This is a genomic window from Phycicoccus sp. Root563 (assembly GCF_001427915.1).
Classification (GTDB): Bacteria; Actinomycetota; Actinomycetes; order Actinomycetales; family Dermatophilaceae; genus Pedococcus.
This window is the reverse complement of the sequence record NZ_LMGM01000001.1, coordinates 2,072,588-2,089,663: the sequence shown is the minus strand read 5'-3', so window position 1 is coordinate 2,089,663 and position 17,076 is coordinate 2,072,588. Positions and strand designations below refer to the sequence as shown.

General features: G+C 72.0%; 17 protein-coding genes, 1 other RNA gene and 1 pseudogene. 12 read left to right on the top strand and 7 right to left on the bottom strand.

All coding sequences use genetic code 11. The features are described from left to right. Positions 1 to 23 precede the first annotated feature (23 nt). Positions 24 to 485, bottom strand: coding sequence for a DUF3817 domain-containing protein (locus ASD62_RS09880; protein ID WP_056915815.1), 462 nt, complete (start codon positions 483 to 485; stop codon positions 24 to 26). 59 nt (positions 486 to 544) lie between these two features. Here ASD62_RS09880 and ffs point away from each other — a divergent pair. Then, positions 545 to 643: signal recognition particle sRNA small type (gene ffs, locus ASD62_RS19760), an RNA gene on the top strand. Positions 644 to 789: 146 nt separating this feature from the next. On the opposite strand, the gene ASD62_RS09875 is transcribed toward ffs, so the two are convergent. Together ASD62_RS09875 and ASD62_RS09870 are read right to left on the bottom strand one after the other, a co-directional pair. After that, on the bottom strand, positions 790 to 2,202 hold the full coding sequence (locus tag ASD62_RS09875) for a hypothetical protein (protein WP_056915814.1): 1,413 nt from the start codon (positions 2,200 to 2,202) through the stop codon (positions 790 to 792). After that, complete coding sequence (locus ASD62_RS09870; protein WP_082553437.1) at positions 2,199 to 2,882, bottom strand: ABC transporter ATP-binding protein; 684 nt, start codon at positions 2,880 to 2,882, stop codon at positions 2,199 to 2,201. The genes ASD62_RS09875 and ASD62_RS09870 overlap by 4 nt, the downstream gene beginning before the upstream one ends. A gap of 140 nt (positions 2,883 to 3,022) precedes the next feature. On the opposite strand from ASD62_RS09870, the gene ASD62_RS09865 reads away from it, so the two are divergent. Genes ASD62_RS09865 through ASD62_RS09850 form a run of 4 tightly spaced genes read left to right on the top strand, consistent with a single transcriptional unit; the run spans position 3,023 to position 7,128 of the window. Further along, a complete protein-coding gene (locus ASD62_RS09865) occupies positions 3,023 to 5,422 on the top strand; it encodes a DNA polymerase III subunit gamma and tau (RefSeq protein ID WP_056915813.1) in 2,400 nt (799 codons plus the stop codon). Between the two features lie 5 nt (positions 5,423 to 5,427). Further along, the gene (locus ASD62_RS09860) at positions 5,428 to 5,958 is read left to right on the top strand and encodes an SRPBCC family protein (protein WP_056915812.1); all 531 of its coding nucleotides are present in this window, start codon (positions 5,428 to 5,430) and stop codon (positions 5,956 to 5,958) included. Between the two features lie 26 nt (positions 5,959 to 5,984). Then, positions 5,985 to 6,584 (top strand): recombination mediator RecR, encoded by a 600-nt coding sequence (gene recR, locus ASD62_RS09855; protein WP_056915811.1) that lies wholly within the window; start codon positions 5,985 to 5,987, stop codon positions 6,582 to 6,584. Continuing rightward, positions 6,577 to 7,128, top strand: a complete 552-nt coding sequence (locus tag ASD62_RS09850; RefSeq protein ID WP_056915810.1) for a DUF5063 domain-containing protein — start codon at positions 6,577 to 6,579, stop codon at positions 7,126 to 7,128. Before recR ends, ASD62_RS09850 begins: the two co-directional genes overlap by 8 nt. 66 nt (positions 7,129 to 7,194) lie before the next feature. Here ASD62_RS09850 and ASD62_RS09845 read toward each other — a convergent pair whose 3' ends face one another. Together ASD62_RS09845 and ASD62_RS09840 are read right to left on the bottom strand one after the other, a co-directional pair. Next, positions 7,195 to 8,331 carry an ABC transporter permease gene (locus ASD62_RS09845; protein ID WP_056915809.1) on the bottom strand — a complete coding sequence of 379 codons (1,137 nt, stop codon included), beginning with the start codon at positions 8,329 to 8,331 and terminating at the stop codon, positions 7,195 to 7,197. Continuing rightward, complete coding sequence (locus ASD62_RS09840; RefSeq protein ID WP_056915808.1) at positions 8,328 to 9,242, bottom strand: ABC transporter ATP-binding protein; 915 nt, start codon at positions 9,240 to 9,242, stop codon at positions 8,328 to 8,330. The genes ASD62_RS09845 and ASD62_RS09840 overlap by 4 nt, the downstream gene beginning before the upstream one ends. A 181-nt stretch (positions 9,243 to 9,423) precedes the next feature. On the opposite strand from ASD62_RS09840, the gene ASD62_RS09835 reads away from it, so the two are divergent. Further along, positions 9,424 to 10,707 carry an aspartate kinase gene (locus tag ASD62_RS09835; RefSeq protein ID WP_056915807.1) on the top strand — a complete coding sequence of 428 codons (1,284 nt, stop codon included), beginning with the start codon at positions 9,424 to 9,426 and terminating at the stop codon, positions 10,705 to 10,707. Beyond that, the gene (locus ASD62_RS09830) at positions 10,704 to 11,792 is read left to right on the top strand and encodes an aspartate-semialdehyde dehydrogenase (RefSeq protein WP_056915806.1); all 1,089 of its coding nucleotides are present in this window, start codon (positions 10,704 to 10,706) and stop codon (positions 11,790 to 11,792) included. The genes ASD62_RS09835 and ASD62_RS09830 overlap by 4 nt, the downstream gene beginning before the upstream one ends. A 34-nt stretch (positions 11,793 to 11,826) precedes the next feature. Here ASD62_RS09830 and ASD62_RS09825 read toward each other — a convergent pair whose 3' ends face one another. Then, positions 11,827 to 12,321, bottom strand: a complete 495-nt coding sequence (locus ASD62_RS09825) for a hypothetical protein (protein ID WP_056915805.1) — start codon at positions 12,319 to 12,321, stop codon at positions 11,827 to 11,829. A gap of 131 nt (positions 12,322 to 12,452) precedes the next feature. Here ASD62_RS09825 and ASD62_RS09820 point away from each other — a divergent pair, with 131 nt between their 5' ends. Continuing rightward, positions 12,453 to 13,313, top strand: a complete 861-nt coding sequence (locus ASD62_RS09820; RefSeq protein WP_056915804.1) for a LytR C-terminal domain-containing protein — start codon at positions 12,453 to 12,455, stop codon at positions 13,311 to 13,313. Positions 13,314 to 13,406: 93 nt separating this feature from the next. After that, entirely contained in the window at positions 13,407 to 14,393 is a 987-nt protein-coding gene (locus tag ASD62_RS09815; protein ID WP_056915803.1) for a M15 family metallopeptidase, read from the top strand. Here the strand turns inward: ASD62_RS09815 and ASD62_RS19750 are convergent. Beyond that, entirely contained in the window at positions 14,326 to 14,745 is a 420-nt protein-coding gene (locus ASD62_RS19750; RefSeq protein ID WP_082580681.1) for a hypothetical protein, read from the bottom strand. The genes ASD62_RS09815 and ASD62_RS19750 overlap by 68 nt on opposite strands. 1 nt (position 14,746) lies before the next feature. Here ASD62_RS19750 and ASD62_RS19745 point away from each other — a divergent pair, with 1 nt between their 5' ends. From ASD62_RS19745 to ASD62_RS20685, 3 genes and pseudogenes are all read left to right on the top strand, one after another. Then, positions 14,747 to 15,292 (top strand): L,D-transpeptidase, encoded by a 546-nt coding sequence (locus tag ASD62_RS19745; protein ID WP_082580679.1) that lies wholly within the window; start codon positions 14,747 to 14,749, stop codon positions 15,290 to 15,292. 43 nt (positions 15,293 to 15,335) lie between these two features. After that, positions 15,336 to 16,535, top strand: a complete 1,200-nt coding sequence (locus tag ASD62_RS09805; protein WP_056915801.1) for a pyrophosphate--fructose-6-phosphate 1-phosphotransferase — start codon at positions 15,336 to 15,338, stop codon at positions 16,533 to 16,535. 187 nt (positions 16,536 to 16,722) lie between these two features. Then, positions 16,723 to 17,076 (top strand): annotated as a pseudogene (locus tag ASD62_RS20685) (hypothetical protein); the annotation flags it as partial.

Here is a 17,076-nt window from a genome sequence, read left to right as displayed (position 1 = left end):
GCGGGGGCCCTGTCCTGAAATCGTCAGCTGGAGGAGCTCGCAGGGGGCCCGACGAGCAGCGCGACGGTGGTCAGGGCAGCCACGGCGAGGAGGGCGACCGCGACCGCCGCGACCGGTCGGGCGAGCATCCAGGCCTGCACCTTTTCCGGCACCGAACGCGGGGACTCGCCGCCCCGCGCCAGGCGCCAGCCGCCCTCGAGCCGGCCGCGCCGCTCGGCCCGGCGGTCGAACCACACCGTCATGAACGGCGGCACCGCGCTCACCAGGCCGAGCAGGGTGAGGCGGGCCGACCAGCGCTGGTTGACCGCGACGAACACCGTGGTGAGGCAGTAGGCGATGAACACGACGCCGTGCACCATGCCAAACACCTGGACACCGAGCTCGGTCGTCCTCGTGCCGTACTTGAGGACCATGCCCGTGAGCAGCAGCGCCCACGTGACGGCTTCGGCGACGGCGAGACGGCGGAACAGCACGAGCGGAGTCATGGGCACCAGTGTCGCAAGAGGGGATTGGCTGCCACGGCACGGCCCCGTCTACACTTCTCGCAGGCACCCCGCGTGGTGGTACCTCTCCGAACTCCCCCAGGGCAGGAATGCAGCAAGGGTAGGAGAGCTCTTCCAGGTACGCGGGGTGTCCCTTTGTCGTTCCGGCCCCGTCGGCGAACCGCAAAGCGGGTGTCGTTCGGGAAAGCCCCCACAAATAAGTGCCGTCCTGCCGAGCAACTCCCGCTTTGCCCGCGCGGCGCAGCGGCGCAGCGGCGTTCGCCAGCTGCGCCGGTGGGGCCGGGGGTCAGGCGCGGTGGGCCTCGTCGAGGAGGCGGACGCGGCGCCGGCCGAACATGACGGCGGCGTATGACGCGAGCACCAGGACCATGAAGGCGTTCGTCAGGCTCGAGCGGGTGAGCAGCGCCGTCGCGGCCACGCCGCCGATCAGCGCGAGCAGCAGCGGCCGGGAGTACCAGAACCCGACGGAGATCACGGCCGAGCCGGGGGAGAACAGGGTCACCGGCGGCAACCCGCGGAACGCCGCCATGAGGTGTGTCCCGGCGACGAGCGCGGTCATCGCCACCGGCCAGAAGATCGCGGCGGGGCCGGCCGACGAGGTGGTCTCGACGACCACGCCGCAGACCACGGCCACTGCGGCGAACATCGCCGACGGGGTGATGAGGTGCGCCAGGGCCTCCTCGCCGAACGGCAGCCCAATCAGCGCCGGTGTGCCGGCGTTGTCGCCCTGCAGGCGCATGCCCTCGGACCAGGCGCCGTACCCGAGGTAGGCGGCCAGCACGCCGGCGAAGGCGACGATGTTGGGGACCCCGGGGGTCGTCGAGTGCGCCAGCGCCCAGCAGCCGGCGGCCGACAGGACGAGGCCGACGACGAACGTCCCGGGCGAGCGGCGCAGGCCGAGCAGGTCGCGCTCGGCGACCACCGTGACCCGTCCGCGGGCCCGCAGCCGGGTCCGGCGCAGGCGGGTGCTCGGTGCGGCGACGTCGAGGCGGGCTGCCCGCAGGTCGCCGGCGAGGACCGCTCCGCCCATGGTCACGGCACGAGCCGACTGGGTGCGCAGGCCGACGTGGTGCAGGGCCCGCAGCGAACGACGGCCACGCAGCACGGTGGCCGGACCGCGGTCGCCGGTGGGCCAGGAGCGCACCTGCCCCCAGAGCCAGGCACCACCCAGCGCGAGGCCGACGACGAGGCCGCCCAGGGTCGTCGGCAGCAGCACGACGACCGGGGCGATCCCGGCAGACACCATCCCCGTGCCGACGACGGCACCGGTGAGCAGGCCCAGGACCAGGCAGCCGGCGAGGCTGATCCGCCACCAGCGCCGGAGCACGACCGCGCGGTCGAGGGCGCTGGAGGCGACGTGGTCGAGGTAGGGCAGGTCGGGTACGACGGGGCCGCGGACCGACCCGAGCCGGTACCCCAGGAGCAGCGCCCCCACGACGATCCCCCCGACGACCAGGACGCCCTGGACACCGGTCAGGTGACGGGACAGCCACTGCGGGTCGACGAACTTGAAGAACGCGCGCGACGCGGGCACGCCGTAGACGAGGGAGGCGATGACGGCGACGTACGCGGCATACACGGCGTTGCCGTTGCCCTGCTCGGGCAGGCCGCCACGGATGACCTTGCGCGCCTGGGTGAGGCGACCTTCGTCCGTCGTGGGGCCGCTCGTCCCGGCGACCGCGTCGTCCCGCTCGCTCATGCGCCCGCGACGTCGACGACGCGGTCGGCGATCGCCTCGGTCATCACGGGGTCGTGGCAGGCGATCACGAGCGTCGCGCCCGCGGCCTTGCGCTCGACGAGGATCCGGGTGAGCAGCTCGCGCTTGTGGGTGTCGAGGCGCTGCTCGGGCTCGTCGAGCAGGAGCACCGTCGACGGCCGGAACAGCACCATCGCCAGGTGGAACAGCTGCTGCTGACCCGAGGACAGCTCGTGCGGGAACCGTTCCGACAGGTGGTCGATCTCCAGCGTCTCGAGGAGCGCGTCGGCCCGCTCGTCCGCGGTGGAGATCTGCCCGCCCCACGTGGAGTCGATGAGGACGAGGTGGTCGATGACGGTGAGGTCGCGGTATGCCGTGGGGGCACCCACGAGCGACGCCACCCCGGCGCGCGTGGCCGGGTCGCGCTCGTCGAGCGGGGCGCCGTTGAAGGTCGCCGAGCCCACGGACGGCTCGAGCGCGCCCGCGAGGATGCGCAGCAGGGTCGTCTTACCGCTGCCGTTCTCGCCGCGCAGGACGACGCACTGACCGGCCTTGGCTCTGAGGTCGATCGGCGCCAGCAGCACCGAGCCCTCGATGTCCTTGCCGGCGCCCTTGACCTCGAGGACGAGCGGGTTCGCCTTCGTCTTCGGGGTGGTCGTGCCCTGCTTGCCTCGCGCAGCCATGGATCTCCTGTCGTCGCCGACAGTCTGGCACCGGCTCCACGTCAGGGCTCGCAGGGTCGTCGAGGAGGGCCGGGCGGTGGCGGCGGACGCCCTCCGGCGGCCGCTGTGCCGTGTCAGGTGGGCCGACTAGGGTTCCGATCGTGAGCACCGCCCTGTACCGCCGCTACCGGCCCGAGTCCTTCGCCGACGTCATCGGTCAGGAGCACGTCACCGAGCCGCTCATGCAGGCGCTGCGCACGGGGCGCGTCAACCACGCCTACCTGTTCTCCGGCCCGCGCGGCTGCGGCAAGACGACCAGCGCCCGGATCCTGGCCCGCTGCCTCAACTGCGAGCAGGGCCCGACGCCCGACCCGTGCGGCGTCTGCGACTCGTGCGTGGCGCTGGCCCGGGGCGGCTCCGGCTCGGTCGACGTCATCGAGATCGACGCGGCCAGCCACGGTGGTGTCGACGACGCCCGAGACCTGCGCGAGCGCGCGTCCTACGGCCCGGCCCAGAGCCGCTACAAGATCTACATCATCGACGAGGCCCACATGGTCACGCCGCAGGGCTTCAACGCCCTGCTCAAGATCGTCGAGGAGCCGCCGGAGCACGTGAAGTTCGTCTTCGCGACGACCGAGCCCGAGAAGGTCATCGGCACGATCCGCAGCCGCACCCACCACTACCCGTTCCGCCTCGTGCCGCCGGGCCAGCTCTCCGACTACATGCAGAAGCTGTGCGCCCAGGAGGAGGTCGCGGTCGCCCCGGGCGTCCTGTCCTTCGTGACCCGCGCCGGCGGTGGCTCGGTGCGTGACTCCCTGTCCGTGCTCGACCAGCTCATCGCCGGCTCGACCGACGAGGGCCTCACCTACGAGAGCGCCGCGGCCCTGCTCGGGTTCACCGACGGCGAGCTGCTGGACGCCACCATCGACGCCTTCGCCGTGGGGGACGCGGCCGGGGTGTTCCACCAGGTCGACCGGGTCATCGAGACCGGGCTCGACCCTCGCCGGTTCGTGGAGGACCTGCTGGAGCGGCTGCGCGACCTCATCGTCGTGGCCGCCATCCCCGACGGGGCCTCGTCCGTGCTGCGCGGGGTGCCCGAGGACCAGCTCGAACGCATGCGCGAGCAGTCGGCGGCCTTCGGCAGCGGCGCCCTCTCCCGCGCCGCAGACATCGTCAACGCCGGCCTCACCGAGATGACCGGTGCCACCGCGCCCCGCCTCCAGCTCGAGCTGATCTGCGCACGCGTCCTGCTGCCGGGGGCCTCCGGCGAGAGCGGGTATGCCGCGCGGCTCGACCGCCTCGAGCGTCGCCTCGACGTCGAGGGCGTCCCGTCCAGTGCCGCCCGGCCGCAGGTGCCGGTCCAGCCGGTGGCGTCCGCGGCTCCCGCCCCGGCAGCCGAGCCGAGCGCCCCAGCCGCACCGACCCAACGCCCCGAGACACCGCTGTACGCGCCGCCCACCATGGCCACGCCGGTCGTCGAGCAACCGGCCGCGCCGACCCGGACGGACGAGCCGACGGACCGCGGCACCGAGCCGGAGCGCCGGGGCGCCGAGCGGGAGCATCGCGATGCCGAGCCGCCGACCGAGCCGCCGACCGGGACCGCCGATCCGGTCGCGCCCGAGCCGGCGCAGCCGTCGCCGGCGCAGCCGTCGCCGGCGCAGGCCGGGCCGTCGCAGCCGTCGCAGGCCCAGCCCCCTCAACCGCCCACGACCACGCCTACGACCACGTCGGCGACCACACCGGCCGTGGAGCAGGACCAGCCCCAGCCCGAGCGCGCGCCCACGGGCGGCATGGACACCGCGGCGATCCGCCGGGCCTGGCCGGACATCCTCGGCTGGATCTTCAAGCACAAGCGCACCACGTGGACGCTGCTGTCCGAGCACGCGACGGTGCACGAGTTCGACGGGCGCCGAGTGGTGCTCGGCATCTCCACCGTCGGCATCGCCAACACGTTCCGCCACGGCCCGCACGCCGATCTCGTGCGGCAGGCCCTGATCGACGTCCTCGGTGTGGATGCCAGGGTCGAGGGCATCCCCGTGCCCGACGCCCGGCTGGCTGCCCCCAGCGGGGAGTCGCACCCTGTGGTCGGTCCCGAGGAGACCTCGCGCGGCTTCCACGACCAGGCGGCCGGTGGCTCCGGGAGCACCGGGTCCGCCGCGGGGGCCACCCCCGGTCGCGGTGCGGCCGGAGGTTCCTCCGACGCCGGTGGGCGCGCTGCCACGGCATACGCCGCGAGCGGTGCCGTCGCACCCTCGCCCGCACCCGAGTCCGGCGACGGTGGCTGGGCCAGCGCACCGGCGGCGCCGGGCAGCGGCCCGAGCTGGGCCACCGAACCGGCCCCGGGAGCGCAGCCCATCGCCGTGGTCCCCGCGGCGCCGGGGTCCCTGCTGGCGCGGGCCAAGGCGGAGGTCGCGGCGGAGGAGCCCGAGCGGACGCCCGACACCTACATCGCCGACGACAGCGCTGCCAGCGACGACGACGAGGACATCGAGGCCGTGGGCGACGTGGGGCGGCCGGTGATCGAGCGCCTCCTCGGCGGCAAGGTCATCGACGAGGGCTGACCACTGTGCTCACCCGACCCACTCCCGCCGAACGCAGCGCCACCCTCCCCGGTGACGAGCTGGTCGATGCGGACGTGGTCATGGACCGCGCCTTCAGCCTCCCCGCACCACCCGAGGCGGTCTGGCCGTGGCTGGTGCAGCTCGGCAAGCGCCGTGCCGGGTGGTACTTCCCGGCCCTGCTCGAACGCGCCATCCCTCCGGCCAGGCGAGGCCTGCGACACCTCGACGCACAGCACCTCGACCTCGCCGAGGGCGACGTGATCCCCGACTGGGGTGGGCGCGACGCGACGTTCACCGTGGCCTCGATCGACCCGCCCCACCACCTGCTGCACACTTCTACCCGCGGCCGCACCCACCTGACGTGGTGCCTGCGGCTGACCCCCGAGGGGAAGGGTGGCAGTCGCCTGCACCTCCGGCTGCGGATGGCCCCGGTCAAGCACCCGGTCCTGGCTGCCCGGCTGGGCGGCCTGGTCGACCAGCTCACGGTGATGGGTCTGGCCGGTGGGCTCCGCGAGCGCGTCCGGTCCGGTGGCTGACACCCGCAGGGCATAGGCTCACGGATGTGTACGAAGGTGTGGTCCAGGACCTGATCGACGAGCTCGGCCGGCTTCCCGGCGTGGGCCCCAAGAGTGCTCAGCGGATCGCCTTCCACCTGCTGCAGTCCGACGCCGTCGACGTGACGCGCCTGGTCGACTCGATCACCGAGGTCAAGGCCCGGGTGCGGTTCTGTGCGACCTGCGGCAACGTCGCGGAGGGCGAGCAGTGCAGGATCTGCGCCGACCCCCGCCGCGACGGGACCGCGATCTGCGTCGTCGAGGAGCCCAAGGACGTCGTCGCCGTCGAGCGCACCCGCGAGTTCCGCGGCCGGTACCACGTGCTCGGGGGCGCGATCAGCCCGATCGAGGGCGTCGGTCCTGACGACCTGCGCATCAAGGAGCTGATGACCCGCCTCGCGTCCGGCGAGGTCACCGAGGTCATCATCGCCACCGACCCCAACCTCGAGGGCGAGGCGACCGCGAGCTACCTCGCGCGGTTCCTGCGCCCCATGGGCCTGAAGGTCACCCGCCTCGCCTCGGGCCTGCCCGTGGGTGGCGACCTGGAGTATGCCGACGAGGTCACCCTCGGTCGGGCGTTCGAAGGAAGGCGGTTGCTCGATGTCTGACGACCTGCGGATGCTGGCCGACGAGTCGGCCAACGACGCCAGGCACTACCTCGCGACGGTGACCGAGGTCGCCTCGGGCGCGGCACCCGACGCGGCGATCCCCATGACGCTGCTCGCGCTGTCGCAGGCGCTGGTCATGGGCACGCGCCTCGCCGCGATCCAGGACATCGTCCCGGCCGAGCGCTTCGAGGCCGACACGACCGACCCCGAGCTCGACCCGCTGCGCACCGGGTTCGCCAACCTCTTCGAGGGCCTCGACGAGTACGCGGACCTCGTCGACCCGGTCACCTCGGCCGAGCTGACCACGGGGTCGTTGTCCAACGACATCACCGTCGTCGCCGGGGCGCTCGCCCACGGGCTGCGCCACCACGACGCGGGCCGGCTGTCCGAGGCGCTCTGGTGGTGGCAGTTCAGCTACCTGTCCGACTGGGGTGAGCGGGCGGCCGCCGCCCTGCGCGTGCTGCAGTCCCTGCTCGGCCACATCCGGCTCGATGCCGACGAGGAGACCATCTCCGAAGCCGAGTTCGACGCACTGCACCCCTGAGGGCCACGCGCTTCGGAGCTGGTCCCCGAAGCCGAGTTCGACGCGCTGCACCCCTGAGGCCGCAGCTCAGGCGATGCGGGTGCCGTTCGGCAGCCGTCGGATGGGCGTCCGGAGACGGCGCCCGGCGACCACGGCCGCACCGCTGCCGGCGACCAGCAGGAATGCGAGCCCGTACGGCCATACGGGGGCCGTCTTCAGCGCGTTCTCCGACGGGTCGGTGAATCCGGTGTCCCCGGTGTTGGTGAGCATCGCGCACTCGTCGGTGGCCTGGGCGCTGGGCCCGTTGCGCGCCGACCGGGCACCGAGGCTGATCCACCGCAGCGGGGTGAAGCCGGAGGAGTACTGGTCGCCGCGCTTGCGGGGCTCCGAGGGCGCCGCGTCGGCGACGACGACGAAGGGGTTGAGCGGCAGCATCCACCAGATCCGCTCGGTGTGGGCCAGGGTCACGGTGCGGGTGAAGGTCGTGCAGTCCGCCGGGGTGGGTTGTCCTGCCTTGTTCAGCTGGTCGATCTGTTCCGGCGTCAGGGTGGGGTCGGCCGGGTCGACCGCCGGCGGCTGGTGCGTCTCGTACCAGTTGTCGGGGATCCCGAACACCTGGATCTTCTCCTCGCCGGTGACGAGGAAGGCCGACAGGGCGAAGCCGATGGTCGTGCCGAACACCAGGGCGCCCATCGTGAGGTAGGTCAGCACGGCCGAGGCGATGGGACGCGCGGTGAGGGTCGAGAACATCAGGCCCAGGGCGCAGACCACGGCGAGCACGAGCATGAGCACGACGACGGACAGGGCGATCTTGTCGCCGCGGACCCCACCCTCGAACCACGCCCACGCCATGAACGGCATCGCCGTGACGAGGAAGGTCATCGAGATGACCCAGGCCGCCACGAGCTTCCCCATGACGATGTCCCAGTGCGTGAGCAGGGTCGTCTGCAGGGTGGCCAGCACGCCGTGCTCACGGTCGCCGTTGACGGACGTGGCCGTCAGCGAGGGCACGATGAGCATGGCCAGGCCGAGCACGAAGAAGATGACGATGTCGTACATCGACTCGCCCGACCGCAGGTCGGCGTCGTTCGTCGCCCAGTAGGACAGGAACGCCACGAGCGCGATGATCGCGACCCACACGGCCAGCACGATCGGCCACTTCGACGTGCGGACCCGTTGCCGCAGCTCGAGGGTGGCGACCGTCATCATCCCGTCCCAGCTCATCGCCGGTCCTCCGTCGCTGCGAGGTAGGCGGTCTCGAGGGCTCCCTGGCTGGGGGCGAACGTCGTGACCCGGATGCCGTCACGCACCACGTCGGCGAGCAGCCGGGCCGCGTTCTCCTCGCCGGACACCTCCACCTCGGTGAGGCCGCCGCCGACGCGGCGGGCCGGGACGTGGTGGTCGGCGAGCCAGTCCGTGAGCCGGGACAGGTCGAGGGAGTCGATGCGCCACGAGGCGGTGCCGGTCGACACGAAGTCGTCGTCGAGCCGCTGGGTCTGCAGGCTCCGGCCCCGGGCGACGATGACCGCCCGGTCGGCGACCTCCTGGAGCTCGGTGAGGATGTGGCTCGACACGAGCACCGTCTTGCCCTGCGCCGCCAGGGCGCGCAGGACGTCGCGCAGCTCGATCCGGCTGCGGGGGTCCAGACCGGAGGCGGGCTCGTCGAGCAGCAGCACGCTCGGGTCGTTGATCAGCGCGCGGGCCAGTCCGAGGCGCTGCTTCTGACCCCGGGACAGGACCCGCGCGCGCCGGTCGCCGAGGTCCTCGAGGTGCACCGTCGCGAGCAGCTCCTGGGTGCGGGCGCGGGCCCGGTCCGGGGGGATCCGGTATGCCGCGGCGACGGTGTGCAGGACCTCCCTCACCGTGAGCGCGTCCCAGGTGCCGAACCCGTCGGGCATCCAGCCGATGCGCGCGCGGACCTCGGTGGGTTGCGTGACCGGGTCGAGCCCGTCGATGCGGATCGCTCCCTGGTCGGGGACGAGCAGCGTCGCGAGCATGAGCAGCAGCGTCGTCTTGCCGGAGCCGTTGGGGCCGATCAGCGCGGTGACCTCGCCCGGTGCGGCGGTGAGGCTGATGCTGTCGACCGCGAGGACGTCGCCGAACGCGCGGCGGACCCCCTGAACCTCGATGGTCATGGTTGACCGTATCCCTCCGCCGGTGCCGGTGACCGCCGTTTGACGGTGACGCGCCCGCGGGCGTTCCCGTCCGGCATACGGTTGCCGGGTCCCACGATGAGGACGGTCGATAGACTCGGCGCTCCGCGCGTGAACCCCACGCGAGAACCTGCACCGTCGTCTGGTCCCCAGGAGTTCCACCGTGCCGATCGTCGTCCAGAAATACGGCGGCTCATCGCTGGCTGACGCCGCCAGCATCAAGCGGGTCGCCCGCAGGATCGCCGAGGCCAAGAAGGCCGGCAACGACGTCTGCGTCGCCGTCTCGGCGATGGGTGACAGCACCGACGAGCTGCTCGACCTCGCCAACGAGGTCAGCCCGCAGCCACCGCCGCGCGAGATGGACATGCTGCTCACCGCCGGCGAACGCATCTCGATGGCCCTGGTGGCCATGGCCATCGCCGACCTCGGGTACACCGTGCGGTCCTTCACCGGCAGCCAGGCCGGGGTCATCACCGACTCCACGCACGGCAAGGCCCGCATCATCGACGTGACCCCGGGCCGCGTGACCGACGCCCTCGAGAAGGGCCACATCGTCATCGTCGCGGGGTTCCAGGGCGTCAGCCAGGACACGAAGGAGATCACCACCCTCGGCCGGGGTGGCACCGACACCACGGCCGTCGCGCTCGCCGCCGCGCTGGGCGCCGACGTGTGCGAGATCTACACCGATGTCGACGGTGTCTTCACCGCCGACCCGCGCATCGTGCCGGCGGCCCGCAAGATCGACCGGATCTCCAACGAGGAGATGCTCGAGCTCGCCGCGTCCGGCTCCAAGGTGCTCCACCTGCGCAGCGTCGAGTACGCCCGCCGGTTCGGCATCCCGATCCACGTCCGCAGCTCCTTCTCAGCGAAGGAGGGCACCATCGTCACGGACGCCCCAGCCCCCACCACCCCCGCAGGAGACACCGTGGAAGCCCCCATCATCGCCGGTGTCGCCCACGACCGGAGCGAAGCCAAGATCACGGTCGTCGGCGTCCCCGACCACCCCGGCAAGGCCGCCGAGATCTTCCAGACCTGCGCCAACGCCGAGATCAACATCGACATGATCGTCCAGAACGTGTCCGCGACGGACACGGGCCTGACCGACATCTCGTTCACCTGCCCCAAGACCGACGGCCAGACCGGGGTGCAGGCGCTGAAGAAGGTGCAGGAGTCGGTCGGCTTCAGCTCGATCCAGTACGACGACCAGATCGGCAAGCTGTCGCTCGTCGGCGCCGGGATGCGCTCGCACCCCGGGGTCTCGGCCACGTTCTTCCGGGCGCTGGCCGACACCGGGGTCAACATCGAGATGATCTCCACCTCCGAGATCCGGATCTCCGTGGTGACCCGGGCCGACCTGCTCGACGACGCCGTCCGCGCCGTCCACACGGCCTTCGGCCTGGACTCCGCCGACGGGGAAGCCGTCGTCTACGGAGGCTCCGGACGGTGACCTCCCTCGCCTCCAAGGCTCCCCGCCCGACCCTCGCCCTGGTCGGTGCCACCGGAGCCGTGGGGCGGGTCACGCAGCAGGTGCTCGCGATGCGGGCCGACATCTGGGGCGAGATCCGTGCCGCGGCCGCACCCGAGGACGCCGGCACCGAGCTGGTCGTCTGCGGGCGCGAGGTCGTCGTCCAGGAGCTCACGCCCGAGTTCTTCGACGGCGTCGACATCGCGCTGGTCGACCTGCCGTCGCCGGTTGCGGCCCACTGGGCGCCGATCGCGGCAGCCAGGGGCGTGGTCGTCATCGACAACAGCTCCGCGCTGCGCGGCGACCCCGACATCCCCCTCGTGGTGCCCGAGGTCAACCCGCACCAGGTGCGCAACCGCCCCAAGGGCATCCTGGCCAACCCGGGTGCCACGACGCTGACGATGATCGACGCCCTCGGCGTGCTGCACGCCGGGTGGGAGCTCACCGAGCTCGTCGTCGCCACCTACCAGGCGGCCTCGGGTGCCGGACGAGCCGGTATGGCGCGCCTGTACGACGAGATCGAGGTCGTGGCCGGGCACCGCGAGCTGGGCCACGCGCCCGGGGACGTGCGGCGGCTCATCGAGTTCGAGCTCGGGACGGACTCGCCGTTCCCGGCCCCGCTCGCCATGAACGTGCTGCCGTGGATCGGCGTCGCCGCCGAGGACGGCTGGACCTCCGAGGAGCTGAAGATCCGCAACGAGACCCGCAAGGTGCTGGGCCTGCCCGACCTGCGGGTCTCCGCGACCTGCGTGCGGGTCCCGGTGATCTCCACGCACTCGGTGGCGGTGCACGCGACCTTCGCGCGTCCCATCGACGTCGACGAGGCACGGCAGGCCCTGGTCGAGGCGCCGGCCGTCGTCGTGCTCGACGACCCGGACACGTTCGAGTTCCCCACCCCCAACGACACGGTGGGGTCGGACCCGCGGTTCGCCGGCCGGCTCCGTCAGGCGCTGGACTTCCCCAACACCCTCGACTTCTTCATCTGCGGCGACAACCTCCGCAAGGGTGGGGCGCTCAACATGGTCCAGGTCGCCGAGCTCGTCGCCAAGGACCTCGCGGTCGTCTGAGGTCCCCTCGTCCGGGGTCTGCGGTCGCGCGGACTCAGTCCTCCAGTGCAGCCTTGAGCTCGTCCTTGGCGACAGTGATCCTCAGGTGTCCCGAGGCGGGGAGCTCCAGGGCGACGCACCCTCGCAGGACGTCGACCTGAGGGGTCTCGAGGAGCAGGCAGATGGTCCGGCGACCCGTCGTCGTCAGCGTAAACTCGCCCTTGTCGTCGATCGTCACCAGTGAGCCGCCGGCGCGCGTGACGTCGTCATGTCGCACCCGGCCACCGAGGTAGGCAAGCTCTGCCTGCGGAGGGGTGTCGATCCCTGCCGCGCCGAGGAAGTCGCGCAGCCCGCCGTCGTCGAGCACGGCCAGCCTGCCCCCATCGAGGGGCGTGCCGGCCTTGCCCGCGGCGGCTGCCGAGACGACCGTCCCCTGGAGGGTGTCCGGTCCGCCGCACGCCCCGACGGTGAGCAGCAGGACCGCGCCCGCGGCCAGACCGGGGGCCAGTCGGCCGCGCAGGGCGGTCAGCGAGGTCGGGGGGAAGGTCATGGGGCGACATCCTCGCACCGGGATCGTCACGGCTCGGTGACGAAAGCCGTCGTGAGCGTGTCGCTTGACATGTGACTGGTGTGACTGGTGTGAACATTGTGAAAAGTCGGAGCAGGAGCCAGGGGGTAGGGATGAAGGACGAGGACCGCACACCGACGCAGGTGTGGCGCAACCACCGGCTGCGCCAGATCATGCTGTTCGTGACCATCCCGGGTGTTCTGCTCGGGACGGCGAGCATGACCGCGGCCTACTCCAGCGGCTGGATGACCCCGGCGCCGCCGAAGCCGGTCTGCCAGCCGACCGTCGTCCCCGCACCGGCGCGTGGCTCGTTCACCGTCAACGTCATGAACGCCACCGGCGTGGACGGGACGGCGGCCAAGGTCGCCACCGGCCTGACCAAGCGCGCCTTCAAGGTCGGGGGGATCAGCAACGCCCCCGAGTCCTGGTACGTCACCCAGCCGGCGGTGGTCCACCACGGCCCGGCCGGCCTGGACCAGGCCCTCCTCACCGCCGCGCAGATCCCCGGTGCCAAGCTCTTCGAGGACGTCCGCAAGGGCACGTCCGTCGACGTCGTCGTGGGCATCGGCTACAAGGACCTCGTGCCCATGCCCGAGCGGCTCAAGCCGATCCCGTCCGAGGTCTCGGTCAACGTCTACAACACCACCTACAAGACGGGCCTGGCCAAGGTCGTGGCCGACCAGGTCAAGGCCCGCGGCTTCAAGGTCAAGGACGTCTCCAACGACCCGTTGCAGACCATGCAGCTCGGGACCGCCGTGATCCGCTACGGCGAGGACGGAGACCTCGCGGCAGCCCTGCTCAGGCAGCACGTGCCCGGGGCCGAGCTGCTCAAGATCGACCGCAAGGGCACCCGTCTCGACCTCGTCATCGGCAACGCCTACACCGCGCTCACCCCCGAGGCGGACGTGCCGCCGCTGCCCGCGCGACCCAGGTCCGAGGTGCCCACGGTCGCCCGTCCCTGCAAGGACGGCTGACCGCACGCCCAACGCGTCACCATGGTCCGTCCTGCAGCCGCAGGGCGGACCGTGCTTGTCCGGGCGGGACGAAACGGGCACAGTGGTTCCCCGATGAGCTCCCCCCGCCGGTATGCCGTGTCCTTCCTCGCGCTGTCCCTCGCCCTGACCGTCGCACTGACCGCGGGGTGTGGGAACGACCCGTCGCCGAGGGCCTCGGGTGCGGTCCGCGCCACGACGCCGACCTCGACCGCCGTGCCGACCACGTCCGGTCCGACCACGTCTGCTCCGACCACGTCCGCGAGCACCGCCGCGACGAAGGGCAGCGCGACCACGGCGAGGCGCACGACCTCGACGCCGGTGCGCAAGGCGACCACGCGGCATACCCCGTCGTCGACGTCGACGCCGGTGAGGGCCCCGAAGCCGGTCACGGCGCTGGGGCCGGTGCCGCGGGCAGGGGCCGAGCCCTCGGTGCGGTTCCCGCGCAACGAGCCTGCCGTGGGTTCAGGGGCCAACGCGTCGGTCGGCGCCATCCCCGACGCCGCCTGGGCGAAGATGATCGGCTACTCGTGGACCGCAGGGTGCCCGGTCGGGCGCAGCCAGCTGCGATGGGTGCGGGTCAACTTCTGGGGGTTCGACGGCAAGCGCTCGCGCGGCTCGATCGTCGTGAACGCCTCGATCGCGGACGAGGCGGCAGCGGCATTCGCCCGGCTGTACGAGCTGCAGTTCCGCATCCGGCAGATGAAGCCGATGGACTCGAGCTGGGGCCGCAACCCCAAGGGGCCCGGGGCCGACGACTACGCCGCGATGGAGGCCGACAACACCTCGGCGTTCAACTGCCGCTACGTCGGGGGCGAGGAGGCCAGCAAGGTGTACAGCAAGCACGCGTACGGCACGGCCATCGACGTGAACGACTTCGAGAACCCGTACGTCGCGGACGACGGGACGGTGTACCCGGACCGGTACTTCCTCACCCGTCGCGGCCCGGCTCCGGGGGTCTTCTCCTCGAGCGGGAGTGCCGCGGTCCGGGCGTTCACCTCGCAGGGCCTGCGCTGGGGTGGGCTGTGGAGCAACCCCGACTATCAGCACTTCGACCGATGAAGCGCCCCCGCGCCTCGCTCCCCGCCGTGGCCGCGCCCGTGGTCCTCGGGCTGATTACGCTGACCGCCTGCGGCGACGACCGGCCGTCGACCACGGGGCCGACGACGGGCGCCGCGACCACGACATCGGCGACCTCCTCCTCCAGCACGGCGTCCACCACCACGGTGACTCCCACGCGCACCACCACGACCGGGGCGACCCCCACGCGGACCAGCGCCACGACGCGCAGGGCCACGCCCACCCCGATCCGCACCACGACCCGGTCCACGCCCGCGACCAGGCCCACGCCCGCGAGGACGACGCCGACGTCGAAGCCGAAGCCGAAGCCGTCGCCGGCCACGGCGACGTGCACGGTGCCCTCGGGTGTCCGCGCTGCCCAGGTCGTGCTCGTCGACTCCTCGGGGTCGTCGGCGACGGTGCGTGCCTGTCGCAGGTCCGGGGGCAGGTACCTGCTCGACCTCGGCCCCTACCAGGGGCACGTCGGACGCAACGGCGTCAGCTGGTCCAAGCGCGAGGGCGACCTGAGGACGCCGGCGGGGACGTACCCGCTCCGCGGCGGGTTCGGCGTCCGGGCCGACCCGGGTCTCGCGCAGGGGTGGTTCCGGGTCGACGCGAACGACGTCTGGGTCGACGACAGCGCCTCGTCCCTCTACAACACCCACCAGCGCAAGCCCGTCAACGGCCGCTGGAACTCGGCGGAGAACCTCCTCAACACCCCGGCCTACAACTACGCCCAGGTGATCGGCTACAACGAATCGCGCACTGCCGGCAAGGGTTCGGCGATCTTCTTCCACGTGGACACCGGGCGCGGAACGGCCGGCTGCGTCTCGCTCCCGACCGACGCCCTGCTCGCCGTGCTGCGGTGGGAACGGTCCGGCGCCGTGATGTCCATCCGCTGAGGCCGCTCTGGTCGTCCCCACGGCGACACGGCAGAGTGGGGCCATGCCTGTGAAGACCGTCGCCATGCTCACCGCCGGGGGCCTCGCGCCCTGCCTGTCGTCCGCCGTCGGCGGCCTGATCGAGCGGTACACCGAGGTCGCCCCTGATGTGCGGATCCTCGCCTACCGCAACGGATATGCCGGGTTGCTCACCGGTGACTCGGTGGAGGTCACCGAGGACGTGCGCGCGAGCGCCCGCCGGCTGCACGCGTTCGGCGGCAGCCCGATCGGCAACAGCCGGGTCAAGCTCACCAACGTCGCCGACTGCGTCAAGAGGGGCCTCGTCCAGGAGGGGCAGGACCCGTTGCACGTGGCGGCCGAGCAGCTGAGCCGCGACGGTGTCGACGTCCTGCACACGATCGGCGGCGACGACACCAACGGCACCGCAGCCGACCTCGCGGCCTACCTGCACTCGAACGGCTACGAGCTCACCGTGGTGGGCCTGCCCAAGACGATCGACAACGACGTCGTGCCGATCCGCCAGTCCCTCGGCGCCTGGACGGCCGCCGAGCAGGGGGCGGTCTACGCGCGCAACATCATCGCCGAGCACTCCTCCAACCCCCGCATGCTCATCGTCCACGAGGTCATGGGCCGCAACTGCGGGTGGCTCACCGCAGCCACGGCGCTCGAGCACCACCGCTGGGTCCAGGGGTCGCAGTTCGCGGGCTGGCTCGAGAACTCGCCCGAGCGGTGGGACGTCCACGCAGTCTTCGTCCCCGAGCGCCCGTTCGACATCGCCGAGGAGGCCAAGCGGCTGCGGGCGGTCATGGACGAGTCCGACGGCGTGAACCTGTTCATCTCCGAGGGTGCCGGCCTCGCCGAGATCGTCGCCTCCCTCGAGGAGTCCGGGGCCGACGTCCCGCGCGACCCGTTCGGGCACGTGCAGATCGACAAGATCAACCCTGGTCAGTGGTTCGCCGAGCAGTTCGCCGAGCTGCTCGGGGCGGACAAGGTGCTCGTGCAGAAGAGCGGGTACTTCTCACGCTCGGCCGCGGCCAACGACGCCGACCTCGCCCTCATCCGCCAGTGCACGGACTTCGCCGTCGATGCGGCCCTGCGGGGCGACTCGGGCGTCGTCGGGCAGGACGAGGAGCGGGGTGACGAGCTGCGGGCCATCGAGTTCGACCGGATCAAGGGTGGCAAGGCGTTCGACGCGTCGCAGGCCTGGTTCACCGGCTTGCTGGCGGACCTCGGCCAGGCGTAGGAGCTCCACCCGCTGTCTGTTTGGCCCCTGTCCACAGGGGTGGGCTGCGGGAGGTTGCCGTCCACAGGCGCGTCCGTTCCGGTTGACATCGTCGTGCCTGGTATGGCGCGAAATCTGTTGCAGTGCAACGTCTTTCGTCGGCGCTCAGGGTCGAGTCGTTGTCGGTGGTCGCCGGTAGTGTCGTGGCATGGATCAGGGGTTGACGTTGGAGCAGCGCCGTGAGCGTCTGGCGGCTGCCCGGGTGGCGTTGGCTGGTCTGGGGGACTGGTTGTGGCAGGCCGGTGGGGGTGCGGTTGGTGGTGTTGGCGGGTTGGCTGAGCTGTTGGGTGAGGTCGATGCGTTGGGGGCTGCGTGTGATGCGGCCAGGGTTGCGGTGGTGGGGGAGGCGATCGAGCGTGGGGAGCCCGGTAGCGGGCCGCAGGCGTTGAGTGTGGTGTCGTGGGTGCGTCGTCATGCTCCGTCGACGCGGGCTGGTGGTGCGCGGGCGGTGGTGGAGGTTGCTGCGGCGTTCGCCAAGGCGGCCAATGCGCCGGTGAGGGCT

Coding starts and splice junctions, on each gene's coding strand:
- ASD62_RS09815 (WP_056915803.1), top strand. CDS start 13,407: ATGAGCTCCCCCCGCCGGTATGCCGTGTCCTTCCTCGCGCTGTCCCTC.
- ASD62_RS09850 (WP_056915810.1), top strand. CDS start 6,577: ATGTCTGACGACCTGCGGATGCTGGCCGACGAGTCGGCCAACGACGCC.
- ASD62_RS09845 (WP_056915809.1), bottom strand. CDS start 8,331: ATGAGCTGGGACGGGATGATGACGGTCGCCACCCTCGAGCTGCGGCAA.
- ASD62_RS09880 (WP_056915815.1), bottom strand. CDS start 485: ATGACTCCGCTCGTGCTGTTCCGCCGTCTCGCCGTCGCCGAAGCCGTC.
- ASD62_RS09805 (WP_056915801.1), top strand. CDS start 15,336: ATGCCTGTGAAGACCGTCGCCATGCTCACCGCCGGGGGCCTCGCGCCC.
- ASD62_RS09840 (WP_056915808.1), bottom strand. CDS start 9,242: ATGACCATCGAGGTTCAGGGGGTCCGCCGCGCGTTCGGCGACGTCCTC.
- ASD62_RS09820 (WP_056915804.1), top strand. CDS start 12,453: ATGAAGGACGAGGACCGCACACCGACGCAGGTGTGGCGCAACCACCGG.
- ASD62_RS09870 (WP_082553437.1), bottom strand. CDS start 2,882: ATGGCTGCGCGAGGCAAGCAGGGCACGACCACCCCGAAGACGAAGGCG.
- ASD62_RS09825 (WP_056915805.1), bottom strand. CDS start 12,321: ATGACCTTCCCCCCGACCTCGCTGACCGCCCTGCGCGGCCGACTGGCC.
- ASD62_RS09875 (WP_056915814.1), bottom strand. CDS start 2,202: ATGAGCGAGCGGGACGACGCGGTCGCCGGGACGAGCGGCCCCACGACG.